Raw genomic sequence first — 19488 nt, forward strand, 5'->3', positions numbered from 1 at the left:
AATGTTCCGTTCCCTGTCCAGCGTCAACTACCGCATCTGGTTCATCGGCGCACTCGTGTCGAACGTCGGCGCCTGGATGCAGGCCACCACCCAGAACTGGGTCGTGCTGACCGACCTCACCGACAACGACGCCGTGGCCGTCGGGGCCACCATGGCCCTGCAGTTCGGGCCGCAGCTCGTCCTCGTGCCGATCACCGGTCTCATCGCCGACCGCTTCGACAAGCGGAAGATCCTCATCCTCACCCAGTCGTGCCTCATGCTCCTGGCCGCAGCCCTCGGCGCCCTGCTCATCTTCGGTCACGCAGAGCTGTGGCACATGTACCTCTTCGCGCTGGCCCTCGGCATCATCAACGCCGTCGACGGCCCGGCCCGCCAGACCTTCGTCTCCGAGCTCGTCGACGAGCACAACATGTCGAACGCCGTCGCGCTCAACTCGGCGTCCTTCAACGCGGCGCGGATGGTCGGCCCGGCCATCGCCGGTCTCCTCATCGTCGCGATCGGCTCCGGGTGGGTGTTCGTCGTGAACGCCTTCACCTTCCTCGGCGTCATCGGCGCCCTGTTGGCCCTGCGGACCGGCAAGCTCCGTCGGGCGCCGCGCCCACCGCGGGCTCGAGGACAGTTCGTCGAGGGCTTCCGCTACGTCCGCGGACGGCCGGACCTCATGGTGATCTTCGTGATCGTGTTCATCATGGGCGCGTTCGGCATGAACTTCCCGATCTTCGCCTCGACCATGGCCGTCGAGTTCGGCAAGGGCGCCGGCGAGTACGGCATCCTCTCCTCGGTGCTCGCGATCGGTTCCCTGACCGGCGCGCTCCTCGCGGCGCGGCGGGCGCAGGCCCAGATGCGGATGATCGTCGGCGCGGCCGGGCTCTTCGGAGTCGCTGCGCTCACGGCCGCGTTCATGCCGAGCTACTGGTCGTTCGCCGCCGTGCTGATCCTCGTCGGCTTCTCGACGGTGACGCTCCTGACCACCGCGAACGGACTCGTGCAGACGAGCACCGAGGCCGCCGTCCGTGGCCGGGTGATGGCGCTGTACATGGCGATCCTCATGGGTGGCACCCCGATCGGCGCGCCCATCGTCGGGTGGGTGGCGAACACCTTCGGGCCGCGCTGGGCGCTCGGCCTGGGCGCACTCGCCGGGTTCGCCGCCTGCGCCACCGGCCTCGCCTACGGGGTGTTCCGTCATCACCTCCGCCTGCGCGTCGCACCGGACTCCCGCTGGCGCCTGCAGTTCACCCACGACGGCGTCGTCTCCCCGGTCACGCCGGAGGACTTCTCGGAGCAGATCGCGCTCACCTCGCCGATCCCGCTGCCGAAGCCGAAGTCGCGCGCGAAGGCGCCCGAGCCGCGTCCCGAGTCGTCGCCGGTCGACGAGTCGACGACCCTCTCCGGCTCCCGCCGCTAGACGGTCCTCCGCTCCGACCCGCTCGGCGTCCACAACTCCTGCATCCTGCGACCGCCGGGGCTCCCGGCCGGGCGGGGCGGCGGGTGACGCGGCCGGTCGTCACGCGCAGCAGGAGTCACGAACGAGCCGCCACCGGACGGACACTCGGGACCCAGCACCGCAGCTCATCGCGGTAGCGGCGGTAGGGCTCGCCGAAGCGCGCCTCGAGGTCGGCCTCTTCGACCGGCCGGACCAGGACGTTCCAGACGACGGCGCCGAAGACCGCGTAGACGACCACGATCCAGGACGACAGCAGGAGTCCGACGCCGACGCCCTGGACGATGCTGCCGACGGCCATCGGATTGCGGACGAAGCGATACGGGCCGGCGATGACGAGTCGGTTCGGCATCGCGGCGGGTAGCGGCGTCCCACCACCGGTCGTCGCCATCGCGGCCGCCGACCAGAGCCCGACGACGCTCCCGAGCACCACGACGACGATGCCGACGGCCACGGCGAACTGCTCGGCACCCGGCGGCAGGGCGACCGCGACCCGCCACCGCAGCTCGAAGAAGCGCAGGACGGCGGGGATCACCGCGAGGAAGACACCCCAGAACGCGACGATCTCGACGGCGGTCCTCACGAGTTGCGAACCGGTCGACGCCGACGCATCCGCCGGGCGGAACGCGAACGGCCCGAAGGCGATCCACGCTCTCGGGATCCCGCCGGTGAGGACGAGCGCGAGAGCCACGAGCGAGCCGACCGCGGCACCGACCATCAGCAGGGCGCCGATCCCCGCCTCCTGGGTCACGGCCGCGAAGATCCCCAGTGACACGGTGACCAGCAGCGTCCATCCGGTTGCGAGGATCGCCGCCCATCGGATCCCGACCGCGGCGAGCGCCGAGGCGACGACGAAGAGCGGGACGTCGAGCACGGCTGTGACGACGGGGTCGAGGCTGCCGAGCGTCGCCGCACGGACGGGCGGGACGAGGAACACCGACACCCACCAGGCTGCGCCGGCGAGGGCCTGCACCGCGAAGTACCAACGCCCCCAGCGCTCGACGCTCATGTGCTCGTCGGTGTCGGTGTCGGGGGCGTCATCGGCGTCGGCGCGCGATGAGCCACGCGACGAAGCGCCACCCCAGGAGGAGTGCGGCGAGGACGAGGACGGTCACGATGACGAAGCTGAGTTGGACGCCTTGGCCGGAGACCGCGCGCAGCACCATCCCGACGACGACGGTCGACACCCAGACGACCACGCCGGCCCAGCGGACGGAGCGGGTCTCGCGCTGACCGAGGACAAGTGCGAGGACGTGTCCGACGAGGAGTCCGACGGCGAACGGCCACAGCGTCACGAGGAGTCCGAGGATGCCTTCGCCGTGGCTGGCGCGGCCGATGAGGACGAACACGATGACGGCGAGGAGGTCGATGCCGACGGTCGCGGCGAATCCGGCGGGGGTCCTGCTGGGGCGGTCCATCCCCTCACCCTATTGGCGTCGTCGCCGCCCACCCTGGAGGGAGGCCGCATGGCGCGCTGCGAGGCCTGTCGCTCGGTGCCGGCGCTGGCTACGATGGCGCTGACACCCGATCGACGAAGGAGCCGTCATGTCGTTCCAGGCCTATCTCGATGCCGCCGAGGCGAAGACCGGCAAGACCCCGCGCGCGCTCGTCGACGAGGCGCACGCCCGCGGCTTCGACGCGTCGACGAAGGCCGGTGAGATCCTCGAGTGGCTGAAGGCGGACTACGAGCTCGGCCGGGGTCATGGGATGGCGCTCGTGCACGTCATCAAGAACGGTCCGACGATCAGCGAGAAGCACGTCGGCACCGACGGGGTGCACCGCGACGAGTCGACCGAGCTCTGGCTCGACGGAGCGGCGACGAAGCCCGCCGCCCCCTGATTCCCCGTCCGGGTTGCTGCCAGCGCGGTGCGCTGACGCGACCGCGGGGCTGTGGCGTGAGCGCGCCCCTCTGGAGACCCGCGGTCACCCGCCAGACCCGCGCTGGAACCTGAACACCGCCGCTCGCGTCAGCGCACCGCGCTGGGCCCGGAACAGCGACCTTCGCGTCAGAGCGGTGCGCTGGCGGACGAAGTCTTCGCTCAGTACCAGAAGATCGGGATCCAGTCGCGATGGTGGGCGTGCACGATCGCGAGGAAGACGATCGCGTCGAACAGCAGGTGGACGGCGAGGATGTAGCCGAGCGACCGCGTCTTCGAGAACAGATACCCCTGGAGGAGTGCGAACGGGAACGTCAGGAGCGGACCCCACGAGCGGTAACCCAGTTCCCACAGGAACGAGACGAAGATGACGGCCTGCAGGAGGTTGGCCTGCCAGACCGGGAAGTGCCGTCGCAGCAGGGCGAAGCAGGTGCAGATGAAGAACAGTTCGTCCCACGTGCCGACCGCGTTGACGCCGACGAAGAAGCGACCGAGTTCCCCGGCGTCGCTGATCACCGGCCAGTTCTCGTAGGCGCCCGAGCGGATGAAGTAGAACGGGAGGATCGCCCAGCCGAGCAGCGGGACGGCGACGAGGTAGGCGATCTCGCCCTTCGTCTTCTTCTCGCGGCTGCGCCAGGGGAAGGTGATCGCCTTCCGCCGGTAGACGAATCGGTCGATGAGGAACGGGACACCGACCGCCAGCAGGAGGACGGTGCCGATGCGGAAGAAGCTCGGCCAGGAGACGTCCGCCTCCACGGATGTGGTCGAGACGATCCCGATGCCGATCGCGATGAGGAACAGGTCTTTCGCGAGTTCTCGGTCGATGAGGATCGCGGTCGCGAGCGCGGCGACGAGGAGCGGGTAGCCGGCGAGCGGCTGCATGAGGCCGAAGAGGCAGAACGCGGACGCGGCGAGCAGCACCGCAGGGATCAGCTTCATCGGGCGGCGGGCCGGGACGATCATCTCGGTCTGCATGCCGTCGATCCTACGGGTGCCGGCGCGGGGCGCTGACGTGACCGCGGGGTTGCGGGCGTCGGCGCGATGCGCTGACACGAGAGCGCCCGAACGGGCACGACCACGGGGCTGGCGCGTGAGCGCGACGCTCCGGAGACCCGCGCTCACGCGCATGACCCGCGCTCACGTCAGCGCACCGCGCTGACGCATCCACCGAGGAGGGTGTGCCCCACGTCGGCCGGCGGGTCAGGCCTCTCGGGTGATCTCGACCTTCACGAAGAGCTTCGAGCGGTAAGGGCCCGCGTAGACACCACGGAGTGGGGAGACGTCGCCGTAGTCACGACCCCGCCCGATGAGGACGTGACGCTCGCCCACGTCGACCATGTTCGTCGGGTCGAATCCACGCCAGTCACCGCAGAACCACTCGACCCACGCGTGCGACTCCCCCGTCACCGTCTCGCCGATCGCCGCGTGCGGCTTCGGATGCAGGTACCCCGACACGTAGCGGGCCGGGATCCCGACCGAGCGCAGCGCCCCGAGGACGATGTGCGTGATGTCCTGACAGACGCCCTTGCGGTTCGCCCACGCCTCGGCAGCGGTCGAGTACACACTCGTGACGCCCTGCACGTAGTCCATCTGCTCGCCGATCTCCCGACTGATGGCCATCGCGGCCTCGCACGGGCTCTCGTGGCGGTCGGCGATGGTCCGGGCGAGCTCGACGAGGTCGTCCGGCGGCGTCGTGCGGCGCGTCTGTTCCAGGTGCTCCACCCGCGTCACGGCGGCCTGGGTCGCGATGTCGAGCTGCTCCCAGCCCGTCGGGTGCGGTTCGTGCTGGCGCGGCCGGACCTCGACGAGGCTCGTCGCCGTGAGCGAGAGCTCGTCGTGTGGGGTCAGCACCTCGAACGCCGAGACCTTCATGCCCCAGTAGTCGGTGTACGTCGACTGCGACGCTCCCGGCTGGATGTCGATGTGCGAGTACAGGACGTACTGGTCCTCGGTCGTCACCGGCAGCATGCGCGCCTCGTTGTACGACGCGTTGACCTTGCCGCCGTAGGAGAAGCCGGTGCTGTGCTTGATGTGGAGCCGGGTCATGAGTTCTCTCCGATCCACGCGGGCACCGCATGAGTGGGGAAGTAGCGTTCGCGGATCGCCTCGGACACCTGGCTGGTGACGTTCTGCACGGCGTCCATCCGACCGGGGAGGTCGACGAGCGTGTCCTGGATGGGCCGGTATTCGAGGTCGCTCCGGATCTGTCCGAGCAAGCGCTGGGCGGAATCGACCGTCCCGACGCGGCCTCGGCGCGGTTCGAGGTCGCGCATGCACTCCTCGGCCCGACTGATGGAGAACATGACCGACCGGGGGAAGAGCTGGTCGAGCAGCAGGAACTCGGCCGCGTTCTTCGCGCTCGGCATGCCGCGGTACGTGCGCAGGTAGGCCTCGTAGGCGCCGCAGGAGCGGAGGATCGTCGTCCAGGACGGGCCACTCGCCTCGGTGAGCGACCGCGTCGCCAGGAGCCGCGCGGTCATGTCGGCGCGTTCGAGGCTGCGACCGAGGGTGAAGAAGCGCCAGGCGTCGTCACGACTCGTGGCGGAGTCGACGATGCCGACGGCGAGGGCCGAGCGCTCGCGCACCCACCCGAAGAACTCGTGCACCTTGTCGCTCGCGACCCGGCGCGGCATCCGGGCACGCGTCGTGTTGAGGCACTCCCAGAGCTCGGTCGACACGATCTCGCGGGCACGACGCGCGTTCTCGCGGGCTGCGCCGAGCGAGTAGGCGATCGACGCCGGGTGGGTGCGGTCGACGGCGAGCTGCGCGAGGACGTCCTGGCGGGTGAGCTCCTGGTCGGCGGGCGCGTCGCTGCCCATGACGGACAACAGCGACCGGCAGGCGGTGTCCTCGTCGATCCACGGGTCCTCGAGCAGCAGCTGCAGGTGGACGTCGAGGATGCGCGCGGTACCGTCGCTGCGCTCGATGTAGCGGCCGATCCAGAAGAGGCTCTCGGCGATGCGGCTCAGCATGATGCGTCCTCCTGCCCGGCGACAGCGGGCGTGGAGAGCGTCTGCTGCTGTTGCTCCTGCTGGTCCTGGTTGCCGGCCGGACGGTCCTGGGGCGAGTGCTCCGGGGTCGTTCCGTGGTCGTAGATGATCGGGATCGACGTCGTCTCGGTCGTGGCCTGCTCGGCGACGAGACCCTGGATGTCGTGCGACGAGGCCTCGGGCGCGGCGTTCGGGTCGAAGGCCCGGCCGACCACCCAGGTGTCCTTCGAGCCACCACCCTGGCTGGAGTTCACGACCAGCTGCCCCTCCGGCAGGGCGACGCGTGTGAGTCCGCCCGGTAGCACCCAGACGTCGTTACCGTCGTTGACCGCGAACGGTCGCAGGTCGGCGTGGCGGGGACGCATGCCGTCCTCGACGAGCGTCGGGATCGTGGAGAGCATGACGACCGGCTGCGCGATCCAGCCGCGCGGGTCCTCCTGCAGCTTCGTCTTGAGGGTCGCGAGCTCCTCCTTCGAGGCGTCCGGACCCACGACGAGGCCCTTGCCGCCGGAGCCGTCGACGGGCTTGATGACGAGCTCGTCGAGGCGGTCGAGGACCTCTTCGAGGGCGAGCGGGTCCTCGAGACGCCAGGTGTCGACGTTCGGGAGGATCGCGTCCTCGGCGAGGTAGTACTTGATGAGGTCGGGCAGATACGTGTAGACGAGCTTGTCGTCGGCGACACCGTTCCCGACGGCGTTCGCGATGGTCACGTTGCCGAGACGTGCGGCGAGCATGAGCCCGGGCGAACCGAGCATGGAGTCGGCACGGAACGACAGCGGGTCGAGGAACTCGTCGTCGACGCGGCGGTAGATGACGTCGACGCGAGTGGGTCCGGCCGTCGTGCGCATGAAGACCTTGCCGCCGGAGCAGAAGAGGTCACGGCCCTCGACGAGTTCGACGCCCATGAGCCGCGCGAGCAGCGTGTGCTCGAAGTACGCGGAGTTGTACACGCCGGGGGTGAGGACGACGACGTTCGGGTCCTCGACGCCGGGCGGGGCCGACGCACGCAGCGCCTGCAGGAGCTTGTTCGGGTAGTCACCGACGGGCCGGACGCGCATCGAGACGAACAACTCGGGGAGCGTCTGCGCCATCACGCGACGGTTGGAGATGACGTAGCTGACGCCGGACGGGACCCGGACGTTGTCCTCGAGGACGCGCATCTGACCGTGCTCGTCGCGGATGAGGTCGATACCGGAGACCTGGATGCGGACGCCGTTCGCGGCCTGGATCCCGTAGGCCTGCCGGTGGAAGTGCGACGACGAGGAGATGAGCTTCGCGGGGATGACGCCGTCGCGCACGGCGAGCTGCGGGCCGTAGACGTCGGCGAGGAAGGCCTCGAGCGCCTTGACGCGCTGTTTGATGCCGGCCTCGACCTGTGTCCACTCCTGCTGCTCGATCACCCGCGGGACCGCGTCGAGCGGGAACGGACGCTCCTCACCGGCGAAGTCGAAGGTGACGCCCTGCGCGAGGTAGGAGCTGGCGAGGGCGTCGGTGCGACCTCGGAGCTCCTCCTGGGTCATCCGAGCGAGGGAGCTGTAGATCTCCTGATACGCCCGCCTGGCGGTCGCACCACCCGCGTGTTCCGCCGCCTCGCCGAACATCTCGTCGAAGGCGGGGACGCCGCCCGGAGTCTTGCGCGGGGCGAGCGTGCCGCCATAGCCGTTGAACAGGTCACCCATGGGCCGACTCTACCGGGACACATGTTGCCGGGGTGTTTCGGAGCGCGGGGAGGTGCCCTCGCCGGTGCCGCCCCTACGCGACCGAGGCGGCGGTGAGGGCGGCCAGCTCGTCGGCGGAGAGTTCGAGCGTGGCGGAGGCGAGGAGGTCGGGCAGCTGCTCGACCGTGCGGGCGCTCGCGATCGGCGCGGCGACGGTCGGCTGCGAGCGGAGCCACGCGAGCGACACCGTCGCGACGGAGACGCCGTGGGCCGCGGCGACCTCGTCGAGGACGGGCAGGAGCGCGGCGTGGTCGGCGAGGTAGGCCTGCGCGCCCTCGGCACGGACGCTGTCGACGCTCGACCCCTCGCGGTACTTGCCCGTCAGGAAGCCCTTCGCGAGCGAGAAGTACGGCAGCACCGCGAGCTGCTCGCGCTCGGCGATCGTGCGCAGCTCACCCTCGAACTCGCGCTCGACGAGGTTGTAGTGCGGCTGGAGGGCGATCGGGCGGTGGAGCCCCTTGGCCTCGACGATCTCGAACCACTCGGCGATGCGCGCTGCGGAGTAGTTGGAGATGCCGAGGTGGCGGACCTTGCCGGCGTCGACGAGGGACGACAGTGCCGTCACCGTCTCCTCGAGCGGCACCGACTCGTCGTCGAAGTGCGCGTAGTAGAGGTCGATGTGGTCGGTGCGGAGGCGCTCGAGCGAGGCGTCGGCCGCGTTGAGGATGTTGTCGGCCGCGAGGCCTGTGAAGTCGGGGTGCTGGCTGACCTTGGTCGCGATGACGAGCTCGTCGCGGTTGCCTCGGAGTTCCTGCCACTCGCCGATGAGTCGCTCGGAGTCACCGCCGGTGTTGCCGGGCACCCACGCCGAGTAGCCGTCGGCGGTGTCGATGAAGTTGCCGCCGCCCGCGACGAAGGCGTCGAGGATGTCGAACGAGGTCTGCCGGTCGGCGGTCCAGCCGAACACGTTGCCGCCGAGGTTCAGCGGGAAGACGGACAGGTCGGACGTTCCGAGGGTGGTGCGGGCGTGAGTCATCTGATGATCCTCCAGGGTTCGGTGCATCGCTGGTACTGCTCCTCACGCTAAGCCCGCGGACGGCTCGACTATTCCGTCGTGTCGTTCGATGACGAGCGGGCCACCGGAACCGGACTGGCTCTCCACGGCCCGGTGCCGGCCGTCCTACGGTTGCTCGATGGGCTATCGCATCGACGACTCGAAGGACCGCATCGACCGGGACGCCGTGTGGGCCCTGCTCCGCGAGGTCTACTGGGCGAAGTGGCGCAGCCGAGCCGACGTCGAGGCGCAGATCGACGACGCCTGGCGCGTGATCGGCGTGTACGAGGAGGAGACGGGCGCCCAGGTCGGTTTCGCACGAGCGGTGTCCGACGGACTCGGCTTCGGCTACCTCGCCGACGTCATCGTGGACGAAGCGCGCCGGGGCCACGGGCTCGGCAAGCGGATCGTGCAGGCCATGATCGACGACGGTCCCGGCGCGCACTTCCGGTGGACGCTCTTCACGAGCGACGCGCACGGCCTCTACGAGCAGTTCGGGTTCATCGACCCCGGCCCGACCGCGCTCGTCCGTCCAGCCGCGCAGCTGCCCGTCCACCCGACGCAGGTACCCACCGCCTGAGTTGCGGCACGTCGTCGCTGAACCGCGGCCCGGGCGACCGATCGCCTCACTTCACCTCATCACTCTCGCCCGGCCTCCAGCCGCGACGGGCTAGCGTTGACGTATGTGGATCTCCGACGACGGCCGATACAACATCGTCGACGTGCCCGCCGAAGCGTACCCGGGGCGCGCCTATCTCCTCGAACTCGTCGCCGGACTCGATCCCGACGAGCTGCAGACGCTCGTGACCCGCATGCAGACGTTCGACGACGCGATGATCGACCGACTCGAGGTCCTCGTCGACGACGAGGCACCCGAGGTCGCTCCGGATCCGGAGCGTGAAGCGCCGTACGTCGATGAGATGATCCCGCGACGCGTCCTCGACTCGATCGACTGGGACGCGATCCTCACCCCACCGTTCCGGATCGAGGCGATCGACGTCGCCGGTGACCGCTGGCGCATGGACGCGTGGGCGTTCCTGGAGTCGATCGTCGAGCCGCCCGTCACCCGACCGAGCGCCCGCAACCTCGGCTCCTCCCCCATCGATCCGGAGTAGAACGGCACCTGCCGAATAGGCTGGGCGTCATGACCGACGACGACGTCACCATGACGACCGGACCCTCGCCGCTGCTCGCCGAGGGAGCCGGACTCGAGCGCCTGTACACGGGCGCGACCTGGAGCGAGGGGCCAGCGTGGATCGCGGAGACCGGCCGCGTCCGGTGGAGCGACATCCCCAACGACCGCATCCTCGAGTTCGACACCGCGACCGGCGAGACGGCCGTGTTCCGCGACGGCGCCGAGTACACGAACGGCCGCACGATCGACCGCGAGGGCCGGGTCGTGCAGTGCAGCCACGGGCGCCGCGCGGTCGAGATCGAGGGGCCCGACGGCCCGGTCACGCTCGTCGATCACTGGGCCGGCGGTCGCTTCAACTCCCCGAACGACGTCGTCGTGCACTCCGACGGCTCGATCTGGTTCACCGATCCGCCGTACGGCATCGATCCGAGCGGACGTGAGGGGCACCCGGGTGAGCAGGAGTACGACGGCTGCTACGTCTTCCGGTTCGAGCCTGTGACCGGAGCGATCGAGCCGGTGATCACCGCCCTCGTCCACCCGAACGGGCTCGCGTTCTCCCCCGACGAATCCGTCCTCTACGTCTCCGACACCGGCGATGGGGCGCAGCGCATCGCCGCGTACGACGTCGCCGCCGACGGGATCTCGGTCGAGCACGGAGACACCCCCGGCCGCACCTTCGCCGCGACCGCCGTCCCCGCCTCGGACGGCTTCCGCATCGACGTCGACGGCAACGTCTGGTCGTCGGCCGGCGACGGCGTCGAGGTCTTCGACCCCACCGGCGCGACCATCCTGCGCATCCCGGTCCCCGAACGCACGGCGAACGTCTGCTTCGGCGGCGAGGACGGCATGACGCTCTACATCACCGCGTCGAGTTCCCTGTACCGCATCCGCACGGCCACCCGGCAGTCGCCGCGGCCCTGACGGTCGCGCCGCTCAGACGGAGGAGGCCCGAACGACGAGCTCGGGCTGGAAGACGAGGTGGCGCGCGGACAGCGGCGGGATCGGCGCACCCTCCGCGACGGCGAACTCGCCGAGGAGCAGCTCCACCGCGGCGACACCGAACCCCTCGTGCGGCGCGCGCACGGAGGTGAGCGGGATGCTCGACGACTCGGCGAACTCGATGTCGTCGTAGCCGACGATCAGCGATGTCCTCAGGCACCGGGACGACCGTCAAGGACGCGCTCGAGCCATCGATCCGATCGTCCACCTGGTATCTCGATATTTCGCCGCTCAAAAGGATCCACATGTTTGATATAACAGTTTGTTGTGTATACATATTGCGCGTAAAAATTAGAAGTATTAGCTTCATGGGAAGTCGTTCGGAGGGATCAATCTCATGCCATCTCATCTGCAACCGCGGTCGCGCAGGCCTCACAAAGCTTGGGGAGTCGGTCTCATCGCGGTCTCGGCGCCGATCATGTCCACGAGCCTGATTCTCCCGTCACCCGCAGCAGCGATCGGGTTCCTCTCGGTGCCATTGCTCTGCGTCGCTGGCGCGCTGCTCCTTGCGGCGTCCGCCTCAGAACGATGAAGAGTGCCACACAACGAAACGGAGAATGCAGTGGAGCTTATGGGAGTATCACGATTTGTCGCGGCGCTGACGGCCGCTACCCTGTGCGCGGTCGTGATGACCGTTGCACCCGCACAAGCGCGCGCTGAGGACTCGACTACACCCACATCATCCGACGTCCTTCGATTGGTCACAGACGCGAGCGAGCTTTCGACGACCGACATCACCGGCTCGGAACGAGACCGCTTCCTCCGAGCAGCTTCACAACATCTCGAGGTTCAAGGGGGTGCGCACGTCGACGTTGCTCGGGCTTCCGTCCTCAAAGTTGAAGAGTCGACTGTGGCCGCCAGATTCGATCTGGTTGGCGAAAACGTGGTCGCACCGTCTTCGCTGACAGTGTTCTTGAACGACGGTGCTGAAGTCGTATCCACGGTGGAGATGCTGTTCCAGCCCGATGGTCGAGGTGGCGGAAGCATGAGCGTTTGGCAGGACTCCATCTTCACGTCGACACAATCCGTGACCGCGCCTCAAGCCGCCGACGCTCTCTCGGGGACCGTATCGGTCAGTGGAAGTGGCGACTGGTGGGGCGAGTTGAGCTCGTGCTTGAGCCAGAGCGGCGTCCCCGTCTGGGCGGCCAGCCTCCTGGCTACCGCTTGCGCCGTGGCTTGCGCAGTCACGGTCGGCATCGGATGCGGCGTGTGCCTGGCCGCGCTGATCGGCACCTCTACAGGCATCACCGCAGCCTGCATCGACTACGCGAACAGCCACGCTTAGCTCAGCGCCACGATAGTCGATGAACGAATCGGGCATCGCCTCCACGGCGATGCCCGATTCTCGCGCTTGTACGACAAGCGAACTACTCGCGCGTTGAGGCCCGGACGACGAGCTCGGGCTGGAAGACGAGGTGGCGCGCGGACAGCGGCGGGATCGGCGCACCCTCCGCGACGGCGAACTCGCCGAGGAGCAGCTCCACCGCGGCGACACCGAACCCCTCGTGCGGTGGGCGCACGGAGGTGAGCGGGATGATCGACGACTCCGCGAACTCGATGTCGTCGTAGCCGACGATCGCGAGGTCGTCCGGGACGCGGAGCCCGTGCTCGACGACGAGCGTCTGCATGATGCCGAGGGCGAGCAGGTCGTTCACCGCGAACACGGCGTCTGGACGCGCCTCGGGCGGGCGGCTGGCGATGGCCCGGCCGAGCTCGCGGCCCTCGGCGATCGTTCGCTCGGTGCCCGCGATCACCTCGAGGGTCGCCCCGGGCACGGCGGCCACGGCGGCGCTCGCCCCCTCGAACCGGTCGGCGACCTGACGGATGCCGAGTGGACCACCGACGAAGGCGAGTCGCCGACGACCGGTCGCCAGCAGGTGCTCGGCCGCGAGGAACCCACCGCGCACGTCGTCGACCGACACCGACGGCTGGTCCGGTGACGATGCGAGCTGCCCGACGAGGACCGACGGGATGCCCCGCTGCCGGATGCTCGTCAACCGCTCCTCGACGGACTCGTGGGAGGCGACGAGCATGCCCTGCACACGCTGCGCCTCGAACATGCCGAGATAGGCGTCCTCGCGCTCACGACTCCGGTTCGAGTTGGCGATGAACACCGAGAGACCGTCTTCGGCCGCGCGCTGCTCCACCCCCTCGGCGATGGTCGCGAAGAACGGGTTGCTGACGTCCGGCGCGATGTACGCGATGGTGCCACTCCGACCGAGACGGAGCTGCCAGGCCGCGTTGTTCCGCACGAACCCCAGCTGGTCGATCGCCCGCTGGATGCGTTCCTGCTTCTCCGGCGAGACCCGATCGGGGTGGTTGATGTAGTGCGACACCGTCCCCATGGAGACGTCGGCGAGCGTCGCGACCTCGCGGATTCCGACTCGTCCCATGCTCAACCCCTCCTGTCGTCCTGCGGCGCTGCGGGCGCTCGCCCGCGGCCCGGCTCAGTCTAGATCGCCGGGTCCCGGGCGGTCCTGAGCGCTGCCGGGCTGCTGGTCGCGCGGCTCCGGGCCGGTCCAGTCCGGTCCGAGCGGCTCGGGGATCTCCACGCCGACCTCGATGAGGGCGTCGGTGACGACCCGGATCGCATTGAGGGCGCGAGGGAACCCCGCGTACTGGACGGTGTGGATGACCGTCTCGAGGATCTCCGTCGCGCTGCAGCCGACGTTGATCGCGCCGCGGGTGTGGCCGCGCAGCTGTGGTTCCAGCCCACCGAGCGCGACGAGCGCCGCGAGGGTGATGAGCTCCCGCTGCGCCAGCGTGAGCCCCGGCCGGGAGTAGATGTCGCCGAAGTTGAACTCGATACCGAAGCGGGCGAGGTCCTGCGCGAGCCCGGTCTGCATGGCGACGAGCCCCTCCGACTTCCCCTCGCCGTACACCTCGTCGAACTTCGCCTTGCCGCGCTCGAGTCTCGTCATGTCGTCTGGTCCTGTCGTCATCGTCCGTCGCCTCAGATCGAGTGTCCGCCGTCGAGCGGCAGGATGAGGCCGGTGAGGTTCACGGCGGCGGGTGAGGCGAGGAAGACGACCGTCTCCGCGAGGTGCTCCGGCTCGCCGAGGAGCCGGGTGGGGATCTGCGCGAGGAGCGCCTCGCGACGCTCCGGGGTGTCGTTGTCGCGGCCGGGGGTCGCCTGGGCTCCGGGGGCGAGTGCGTTGACGGTGACGCCCTGTTCGGCGACCTCGATCGCGAGCGCCTTCGTGAGTCCGACGACGCCGGCCTTGGCCGCGGCGTAGGCCGTCGCCCCGCGCACGAGGCGTCCGCCACTGACGGCGGCGATGGACGCGATGCTGATGATGCGACCGGAGCGCTGTTCGAGCATCGAGGGCAGGACCGCGCGCGTGACGTTGAACACCGAGTTGAGGTTGCGGTCCATCTGGGTCATCCAGGTCTCGTACGTCATCTCGTGGAAGAAGCTGACCGCGCCGCCGCCCGCACCGTTCAGCAGGATGTCGACCCCGCCCCACTCGTCGACGATGCCGCCGACGGCAGCCTGGACGGCGTCGAAGTCGGTCAGGTCGGCCGTCGCCGATGCGGCCCGCACCCCGTGTGCACGGACAAGCTCCGCCGTCTCCTCGAGCCCCGCGGCGTTGAGGTCGAGGCCGGCGACGTCGGCCCCCTCCGCGGCGAGCTTCTGGGCGATCACCCGCCCGAGCGCTCCTGCTGCTCCGGTGATGACGGCTCGTTTGCCCTGCAACCTCATGTGCGGTTCCGTTCCTCGTCCGGCGGGTTGAATCGCCGTGCATCGTCGTTGACTGTGGTCGTGCCGACATGATCGAGATCACGGGACGACGATCACCCATTCTCGTCGCCGTCTTGAAACGTGTCAATATGCATTCCGTGCAGCCCTCGTCATGCTCGAAGTGCCTCACCGAGCGGAACTGATCCAACGCTTGACATGCGACCCGTGCGCGGTTAGCCTCGGCCATTGAAACGCTTCAACTTTGCTCGCGACCATCACCGCTCGCGTCTCAACATCACTGCCACATCTTCAAGGAGGAAATGTGTCCACAGCGCACCGGGCCCCGAAACGTCGGTCGGCCACCGCCATCGCCGCTCTCGGCGTCACCGCTCTCGCCCTGACCGCCTGCGCAGGGAACGGCGGCGCATCGAGCGCCACGTCGTTCGACTACCTCGCGGCCGTCGAGAACTCGATCGTCCGCGACGAACTCACCGCTCTCGGCGACGGCGCGTGCGCCGCGAACGAGAAGGCGCTGCCGCTCAAGGTCGAGACCCTGCCCCAGGCCGACGTGCTCCAGCGCGTCACGCTGCTCGCCAGCCAGAACGCCCTGCCCACCACCTTCACCGCACCGACCGCACCGCTGCGGCCCGGCGGCACCCTCGGCGACGACGACACCGTCCTCGACCTCGAAGACACCCTCACCGAGCTGGGCGTCATGGACGACATCCTCCCCTCGGCCGTCGCCACCGTGAAGAACATCTACGGCGACCGGTTCGTCTCGATGCCCTACCAGTACAACGTCGAGGGCTTCTTCTACAACAAGACGATGTTCACGGACCTCGGCATCGCGGTCCCGCAGACGTGGGACGAACTGCTCGACGCGGCCGACACCGTTCAGGCCTCCGGCAAGTCCGCCTTCACGGTCTCCGGTGCCCAGGGCTGGACGATCACCCGCTACATCAGCACCTACCTGTTCCGACTGCTCGGCCCGGACGCGATGAACGACATCGCCTCGGGCGACGCCAAGCTGACCGACCCCGAGTACGTCGAGGCGATCACCGCCGTCGCGGACCTCGGCAAGTACTTCGGTGCCGGCATCACGACGATGGACATGCAGACCGCGACGAGCGAGTTCTTCACCGGCAACGCGGCCATGATGTACAACGGCACCTGGATGCTCGCCGACGTCTACAACACCGAACTCAACCAGATCGGTGAGGACGCCGTGGGCTTCATGCCGTTCCCGACCGTCGAGGGCGGCAAGGGTTCGATCGACCAGTACCCGGCCAACACCGGTGCGGCGACCTCGTTCTCCACGAAGGGCTACGACGAGGAGAAGGTCGGCGGCTGGCTGAGCTGCATCGCGGAGAACTACGGCTCCAGCGTGCTGAAGAACCAGGGCGTCATCTCCGGGTTCAAGCTCAACGAAGAGGTGACCGACGTCCCCGCGCTCACCGCCGAGGTGCAGGGCATCATGGCCGACACCGATGAGACGGTCACCTGGTTCGAGACCTTCCTCCCCGAGAAGGCCGGTGTCGACGCCCAGACCAACGCCGCCCCGCTGCTCACCGGCGGCATCTCCCCCGAGGACTTCGCGGCGCTCGTCCAGGCCGGCGTGGACGCGGGTCTCAAGAAGTAGCCGGCGATCCGGTCGCCCGGCAGTCGCCCGGCGACCGGATCCGTCCGTCCGCGGACATCCACCTCTGCAGCGGGTCTCTCACCTCGCCGCCCAGCCTCACGGTCCCCCGACCGACTCAGGAGCACAGCATGAAAGACGTCCTCGGCGACAGGAAGGCCATCGCCATCCTGCTGGGCCCGGCCCTGCTCATCTTCACCCTGGTGAAGCTCGTCCCGGTGATGTGGTCGTTCGGCCTCACCTTCTTCCAGGGCGACCTGCGCGGCTTCGAGTTCGTCGGCCTCGACAACTTCGCCCAGCTGTTCGCCGACCCGACGGCACCGGAAGCGATCTTCTTCAGCATCAAGTACTCGCTCATCGCGACGGTCGCGCAGATCGCCCTCGGGTATGCACTCTCCCTCTTCTACGTCTTCGTCCTGAAGAAGGCGTCGACGCTGGTCCGCACGCTCGTGTTCTTCCCGGTCGTGCTGCCGACCGTCGCCGTCGGTCTGCTGTTCAAGCGCCTGTTCGAGGTCGCGCCGCAGACCGGACCAGTCAACGCCATCCTGAACGGCTTCGGCATCGACTCGGTGGACTGGTTCAGCTCGCCCGACAGCGCGTTCGTCGTGATCATCATCATGGACCTCTGGCGGTCGATGGGCTTCTACGCCGTCCTGCTCTATGCGGGGCTCCTCGACATCCCCGAGGAGGTGATCGAGTCGGCCCGCATCGACGGTGCCCGCGGCCTGAAGCTCGTCCGGTACATCATCGTGCCGCTGTCACTCCCCGTCCTGCTGTCCGCGGTGATCTTCAGTTTCAACGCGACGCTCAAGGTGTTCGACTCGGTGCTCGCCTTGACGGGCGGCGGGCCAGGGACGGCCACGACCCCGCTGACGCTGTACATGTACAACACGACATTCACCTACCAGAACTACGGCTACGGCTCGACGCTCGCGTTCGTGCTCACGATCATGTGCTTCCTCGTGACGCTCCTGATCTTCAAGACCTCCCGCAAAGACCTGACGAAGGACTGACGCCATGACGACCGCCATCACCCCGGCGCCCGGCGCCACCACACCGGCCTCGAGCGGCAGCGGCGACGGATCCGGCACCGCCGTCCGCCGGCCGAAGATGCGTCGCGCTCCCCGCTCGCGTGCCTACTACCTGCGGAAACTGCCCTCGGTCATCCTCATCGGGCTCCTGCTCGTGATCGAGATCTACCCGATCGTCTGGCTGTTCCTGTCCTCGTTCAAGAACCAGCGCGAGTTCCTGCAGGAGTCCACTTTCTCCCTCCCGGAGTCGTGGAGCTTCGACAACTACGTCACGGCCTGGACGACCGGCAACATCTCGCAGAACCTGCTCAACAGTGTCATCGTGACCCTGCCGTCACTCGTCTTCATCCTCATCTTCGGCGTCGCCGCCGCCTTCGCCCTCGAGGTGATGGTGTGGAAGCGCCGCAACCTGACGCTGCTGCTGTTCATCTCCGGCATCATGATCCCGGGCCAGATGATCCTCGTGCCACTCTTCGTCGCCTACTTCAACCTCGGCCTCACGAACACGTACTGGCCGATGATCATCACCTACACGGCGCTCGGGATGCCGCTGACGGTCTTCATGATGACCGCCTACTTCCGGGCCGTGCCGCGCGAGGTGTTCGAGGCGTCGACGATCGACGGAGCCGGCATCATCCGTTCCTTCTGGTCCATCGGACTGCCGATGGTGCGGAACGCGCTCTTCACGATCGGGCTCGTCCAGTTCCTCTCCATCTGGAACGACCTGCTCATCTCGCTGACCTTCACGACGAACGCCGACCTCCGCACCATCCAGGCGGGTCTGCTGAACTTCAGCGGGGAGTTCGGCCAGGTCGACTACGGGCCGCTGTTCGCGGGCATCTGCATCAACGTGTTCTCACTGCTCGTGGTGTTCGTGTTCCTCAACCAGCGGATCATGAAGGGGCTGGCATCCGGCGCACTCAAGGGGTGATGCCCGAGTGCCCGACGACTGCAGGATGGACGACATGATCAACGACGACACGACCCGCACACCCTCCGCCGACCGGACGACTCCAGCGGCGGCGACACCAGACGACCTCCGCCCGCTCGGCTCGACCGGAATCCTCGCTAGCCCGATCACGGTCGGCACCTCCGGCCTCGGCACCCCGGCCAGCGCCGACGGCTCCCCGGCCGCAGGATCCACGGCGTTCGCGTCGGCCGCCCTCCGCGGGCCGAACCTGCTCGTCGACACATCGAACGCCTACTCGGACGGGCGCAGCGAAACGGCCATCGGCGACGCCATCCGTCAGAGCGGTCTGCCCGAGGGACGCGGAGTGGTGACGAAGGCCGACCAGGATCCGTCGACGGCGGTGTTCGACCGCGACCGGGTGCTGCGGTCCTTCGAGGAGAGCCTCGAGCGGCTCGGCGTCGAGCGCATCCCGGTGTTCCACCTGCACGACCCGTACTCGGTGTCGTTCGAGGAGGCGTCGGCACCGGGTGGTGCGATCGAGGGCATGCTGGCACTCAGGGAGCAGGGGCTGGTCGACGCGATCGGGATCGCCGCGGGTGCCATCAGCGTGATGCTGCCCTACGTTCGCACCGGCGTCTTCGACGTGCTCCTCACACACAACCGGTTCACCCTCGTCGACCGATCGGCGACCGGCCTGCTGGAGGAGGCGCGCTCGCTCGGGATGGGCGTCTTCAACGCGGCTCCGTTCGGGGGCGGGCTCCTCGCCGGACGTCGTGGCCGCGACGGCAAGCCGGCCACGTACGCGTACCAGGCCGGATCACCCGAGTTGCTCGCCTGGGTCGACCGTGCCGACGAGCTGGCCACCCGCCACGGCATCCCGCTCGCGGCTGCCGCGCTCGCGTTCTCGACGAGATCGGAACTCGTCGACTCCACCGTCGTCGGGATGAACCGGCCCGAGCGATTGGAACAGGTCGAGACGCTGCGAACGACCCACATCCCCGAGGACTTCTGGTCGGACCTCGACGCACTCGGCACCCCGCCGAGCACCATCACCGACTGAGTCCGTTCTCCATCC

General features: G+C 68.5%; 21 protein-coding genes. 10 read left to right on the plus strand and 11 right to left on the minus strand.

What is annotated here, in order from left to right; translation table 11 throughout:
• The first annotated feature begins 1 nt into the window (after position 1).
• Positions 2 to 1405, plus strand: coding sequence for an MFS transporter (locus tag AC4PMY_RS13995; protein ID WP_491623008.1), 1404 nt, complete (start codon positions 2 to 4; stop codon positions 1403 to 1405).
• A gap of 115 nt (positions 1406 to 1520) precedes the next feature.
• Here AC4PMY_RS13995 and AC4PMY_RS14000 read toward each other — a convergent pair whose 3' ends face one another.
• A complete protein-coding gene (locus AC4PMY_RS14000) occupies positions 1521 to 2450 on the minus strand; it encodes a methyltransferase family protein (RefSeq protein WP_491623009.1) in 930 nt (309 codons plus the stop codon).
• 28 nt (positions 2451 to 2478) lie between these two features.
• Complete coding sequence (locus AC4PMY_RS14005) at positions 2479 to 2859, minus strand: DUF3054 domain-containing protein (RefSeq protein WP_064295756.1); 381 nt, start codon at positions 2857 to 2859, stop codon at positions 2479 to 2481.
• Between the two features lie 127 nt (positions 2860 to 2986).
• Between AC4PMY_RS14005 and AC4PMY_RS14010 the strand changes: the two genes are divergently transcribed.
• A complete protein-coding gene (locus AC4PMY_RS14010) occupies positions 2987 to 3280 on the plus strand; it encodes a DUF4287 domain-containing protein (protein WP_071260650.1) in 294 nt (97 codons plus the stop codon).
• Between the two features lie 200 nt (positions 3281 to 3480).
• Here the strand turns inward: AC4PMY_RS14010 and AC4PMY_RS14015 are convergent, their stop codons facing one another.
• From AC4PMY_RS14015 to AC4PMY_RS14035, 5 genes are all read right to left on the minus strand, one after another.
• A complete protein-coding gene (locus AC4PMY_RS14015; RefSeq protein ID WP_064295771.1) occupies positions 3481 to 4293 on the minus strand; it encodes a CPBP family intramembrane glutamic endopeptidase in 813 nt (270 codons plus the stop codon).
• A gap of 225 nt (positions 4294 to 4518) precedes the next feature.
• Positions 4519 to 5364 (minus strand): transglutaminase family protein, encoded by an 846-nt coding sequence (locus tag AC4PMY_RS14020; protein ID WP_064295754.1) that lies wholly within the window; start codon positions 5362 to 5364, stop codon positions 4519 to 4521.
• Complete coding sequence (locus AC4PMY_RS14025; RefSeq protein WP_064295753.1) at positions 5361 to 6290, minus strand: alpha-E domain-containing protein; 930 nt, start codon at positions 6288 to 6290, stop codon at positions 5361 to 5363. Before AC4PMY_RS14025 ends, AC4PMY_RS14020 begins: the two co-directional genes overlap by 4 nt.
• Positions 6284 to 7987, minus strand: a complete 1704-nt coding sequence (locus AC4PMY_RS14030; RefSeq protein WP_491623010.1) for a circularly permuted type 2 ATP-grasp protein — start codon at positions 7985 to 7987, stop codon at positions 6284 to 6286. The genes AC4PMY_RS14025 and AC4PMY_RS14030 overlap by 7 nt, the downstream gene beginning before the upstream one ends.
• Positions 7988 to 8060: 73 nt before the next feature.
• Positions 8061 to 9002: an aldo/keto reductase gene (locus tag AC4PMY_RS14035; RefSeq protein ID WP_491623011.1), complete on the minus strand. Its 942-nt coding sequence runs from the start codon at positions 9000 to 9002 to the stop codon at positions 8061 to 8063.
• 157 nt (positions 9003 to 9159) lie between these two features.
• Between AC4PMY_RS14035 and AC4PMY_RS14040 the strand changes: the two genes are divergently transcribed.
• From AC4PMY_RS14040 to AC4PMY_RS14050, 3 genes are all read left to right on the plus strand, one after another.
• Entirely contained in the window at positions 9160 to 9600 is a 441-nt protein-coding gene (locus AC4PMY_RS14040; RefSeq protein WP_491623012.1) for a GNAT family N-acetyltransferase, read from the plus strand.
• Positions 9601 to 9703: 103 nt separating this feature from the next.
• Positions 9704 to 10135, plus strand: a complete 432-nt coding sequence (locus AC4PMY_RS14045) for a hypothetical protein (RefSeq protein ID WP_491623013.1) — start codon at positions 9704 to 9706, stop codon at positions 10133 to 10135.
• A gap of 29 nt (positions 10136 to 10164) precedes the next feature.
• Entirely contained in the window at positions 10165 to 11076 is a 912-nt protein-coding gene (locus AC4PMY_RS14050) for an SMP-30/gluconolactonase/LRE family protein (RefSeq protein WP_491623014.1), read from the plus strand.
• Between the two features lie 12 nt (positions 11077 to 11088).
• On the opposite strand, the gene AC4PMY_RS14055 is transcribed toward AC4PMY_RS14050, so the two are convergent.
• Positions 11089 to 11238: a hypothetical protein gene (locus tag AC4PMY_RS14055; RefSeq protein ID WP_240555574.1), complete on the minus strand. Its 150-nt coding sequence runs from the start codon at positions 11236 to 11238 to the stop codon at positions 11089 to 11091.
• Positions 11239 to 11689: 451 nt separating this feature from the next.
• Between AC4PMY_RS14055 and AC4PMY_RS14060 the strand changes: the two genes are divergently transcribed.
• On the plus strand, positions 11690 to 12439 hold the full coding sequence (locus AC4PMY_RS14060) for a hypothetical protein (RefSeq protein ID WP_491623015.1): 750 nt from the start codon (positions 11690 to 11692) through the stop codon (positions 12437 to 12439).
• An 82-nt stretch (positions 12440 to 12521) separates the two neighbouring features.
• Here AC4PMY_RS14060 and AC4PMY_RS14065 read toward each other — a convergent pair whose 3' ends face one another.
• Genes AC4PMY_RS14065 through AC4PMY_RS14075 form a run of 3 tightly spaced genes read right to left on the minus strand, consistent with a single transcriptional unit; the run spans position 12522 to position 14857 of the window.
• Positions 12522 to 13547, minus strand: a complete 1026-nt coding sequence (locus tag AC4PMY_RS14065; RefSeq protein WP_491623016.1) for a LacI family DNA-binding transcriptional regulator — start codon at positions 13545 to 13547, stop codon at positions 12522 to 12524.
• Positions 13548 to 13601: 54 nt separating this feature from the next.
• Positions 13602 to 14096 (minus strand): carboxymuconolactone decarboxylase family protein, encoded by a 495-nt coding sequence (locus AC4PMY_RS14070; RefSeq protein WP_491623017.1) that lies wholly within the window; start codon positions 14094 to 14096, stop codon positions 13602 to 13604.
• A gap of 11 nt (positions 14097 to 14107) precedes the next feature.
• Entirely contained in the window at positions 14108 to 14857 is a 750-nt protein-coding gene (locus AC4PMY_RS14075; RefSeq protein WP_064295740.1) for an SDR family NAD(P)-dependent oxidoreductase, read from the minus strand.
• Positions 14858 to 15158: 301 nt separating this feature from the next.
• Here AC4PMY_RS14075 and AC4PMY_RS14080 point away from each other — a divergent pair, with 301 nt between their 5' ends.
• From AC4PMY_RS14080 to AC4PMY_RS14095, 4 genes are all read left to right on the plus strand, one after another.
• On the plus strand, positions 15159 to 16475 hold the full coding sequence (locus AC4PMY_RS14080) for an ABC transporter substrate-binding protein (protein ID WP_079003547.1): 1317 nt from the start codon (positions 15159 to 15161) through the stop codon (positions 16473 to 16475).
• A gap of 128 nt (positions 16476 to 16603) precedes the next feature.
• A complete protein-coding gene (locus AC4PMY_RS14085) occupies positions 16604 to 17485 on the plus strand; it encodes a carbohydrate ABC transporter permease (protein WP_064295739.1) in 882 nt (293 codons plus the stop codon).
• Between the two features lie 4 nt (positions 17486 to 17489).
• On the plus strand, positions 17490 to 18434 hold the full coding sequence (locus AC4PMY_RS14090; RefSeq protein WP_228507330.1) for a carbohydrate ABC transporter permease: 945 nt from the start codon (positions 17490 to 17492) through the stop codon (positions 18432 to 18434).
• A 34-nt stretch (positions 18435 to 18468) separates the two neighbouring features.
• Positions 18469 to 19473, plus strand: a complete 1005-nt coding sequence (locus AC4PMY_RS14095) for an aldo/keto reductase (RefSeq protein WP_491623018.1) — start codon at positions 18469 to 18471, stop codon at positions 19471 to 19473.
• Positions 19474 to 19488: the final 15 nt, after the last annotated feature.

It is taken from the genome of Plantibacter sp. MDV22-iso1, from assembly GCF_058408345.1.

Bases quoted from the DNA above. Each gene is read 5' to 3' on its own strand.
- AC4PMY_RS13995 (WP_491623008.1), top strand. From the start codon at position 2: ATGTTCCGTTCCCTGTCCAGCGTCAACTACCGCATCTGGTTCATCGGC.
- AC4PMY_RS14000 (WP_491623009.1), bottom strand. From the start codon at position 2,450: ATGAGCGTCGAGCGCTGGGGGCGTTGGTACTTCGCGGTGCAGGCCCTC.
- AC4PMY_RS14005 (WP_064295756.1), bottom strand. From the start codon at position 2,859: ATGGACCGCCCCAGCAGGACCCCCGCCGGATTCGCCGCGACCGTCGGC.
- AC4PMY_RS14010 (WP_071260650.1), top strand. From the start codon at position 2,987: ATGTCGTTCCAGGCCTATCTCGATGCCGCCGAGGCGAAGACCGGCAAG.
- AC4PMY_RS14015 (WP_064295771.1), bottom strand. From the start codon at position 4,293: ATGCAGACCGAGATGATCGTCCCGGCCCGCCGCCCGATGAAGCTGATC.
- AC4PMY_RS14020 (WP_064295754.1), bottom strand. From the start codon at position 5,364: ATGACCCGGCTCCACATCAAGCACAGCACCGGCTTCTCCTACGGCGGC.
- AC4PMY_RS14025 (WP_064295753.1), bottom strand. From the start codon at position 6,290: ATGCTGAGCCGCATCGCCGAGAGCCTCTTCTGGATCGGCCGCTACATC.
- AC4PMY_RS14030 (WP_491623010.1), bottom strand. From the start codon at position 7,987: ATGGGTGACCTGTTCAACGGCTATGGCGGCACGCTCGCCCCGCGCAAG.
- AC4PMY_RS14035 (WP_491623011.1), bottom strand. From the start codon at position 9,002: ATGACTCACGCCCGCACCACCCTCGGAACGTCCGACCTGTCCGTCTTC.
- AC4PMY_RS14040 (WP_491623012.1), top strand. From the start codon at position 9,160: ATGGGCTATCGCATCGACGACTCGAAGGACCGCATCGACCGGGACGCC.
- AC4PMY_RS14045 (WP_491623013.1), top strand. From the start codon at position 9,704: ATGTGGATCTCCGACGACGGCCGATACAACATCGTCGACGTGCCCGCC.
- AC4PMY_RS14050 (WP_491623014.1), top strand. From the start codon at position 10,165: ATGACCGACGACGACGTCACCATGACGACCGGACCCTCGCCGCTGCTC.
- AC4PMY_RS14065 (WP_491623016.1), bottom strand. From the start codon at position 13,547: ATGGGACGAGTCGGAATCCGCGAGGTCGCGACGCTCGCCGACGTCTCC.
- AC4PMY_RS14070 (WP_491623017.1), bottom strand. From the start codon at position 14,096: ATGACGACAGGACCAGACGACATGACGAGACTCGAGCGCGGCAAGGCG.
- AC4PMY_RS14075 (WP_064295740.1), bottom strand. From the start codon at position 14,857: ATGAGGTTGCAGGGCAAACGAGCCGTCATCACCGGAGCAGCAGGAGCG.
- AC4PMY_RS14085 (WP_064295739.1), top strand. From the start codon at position 16,604: ATGAAAGACGTCCTCGGCGACAGGAAGGCCATCGCCATCCTGCTGGGC.
- AC4PMY_RS14090 (WP_228507330.1), top strand. From the start codon at position 17,490: ATGACGACCGCCATCACCCCGGCGCCCGGCGCCACCACACCGGCCTCG.
- AC4PMY_RS14095 (WP_491623018.1), top strand. From the start codon at position 18,469: ATGATCAACGACGACACGACCCGCACACCCTCCGCCGACCGGACGACT.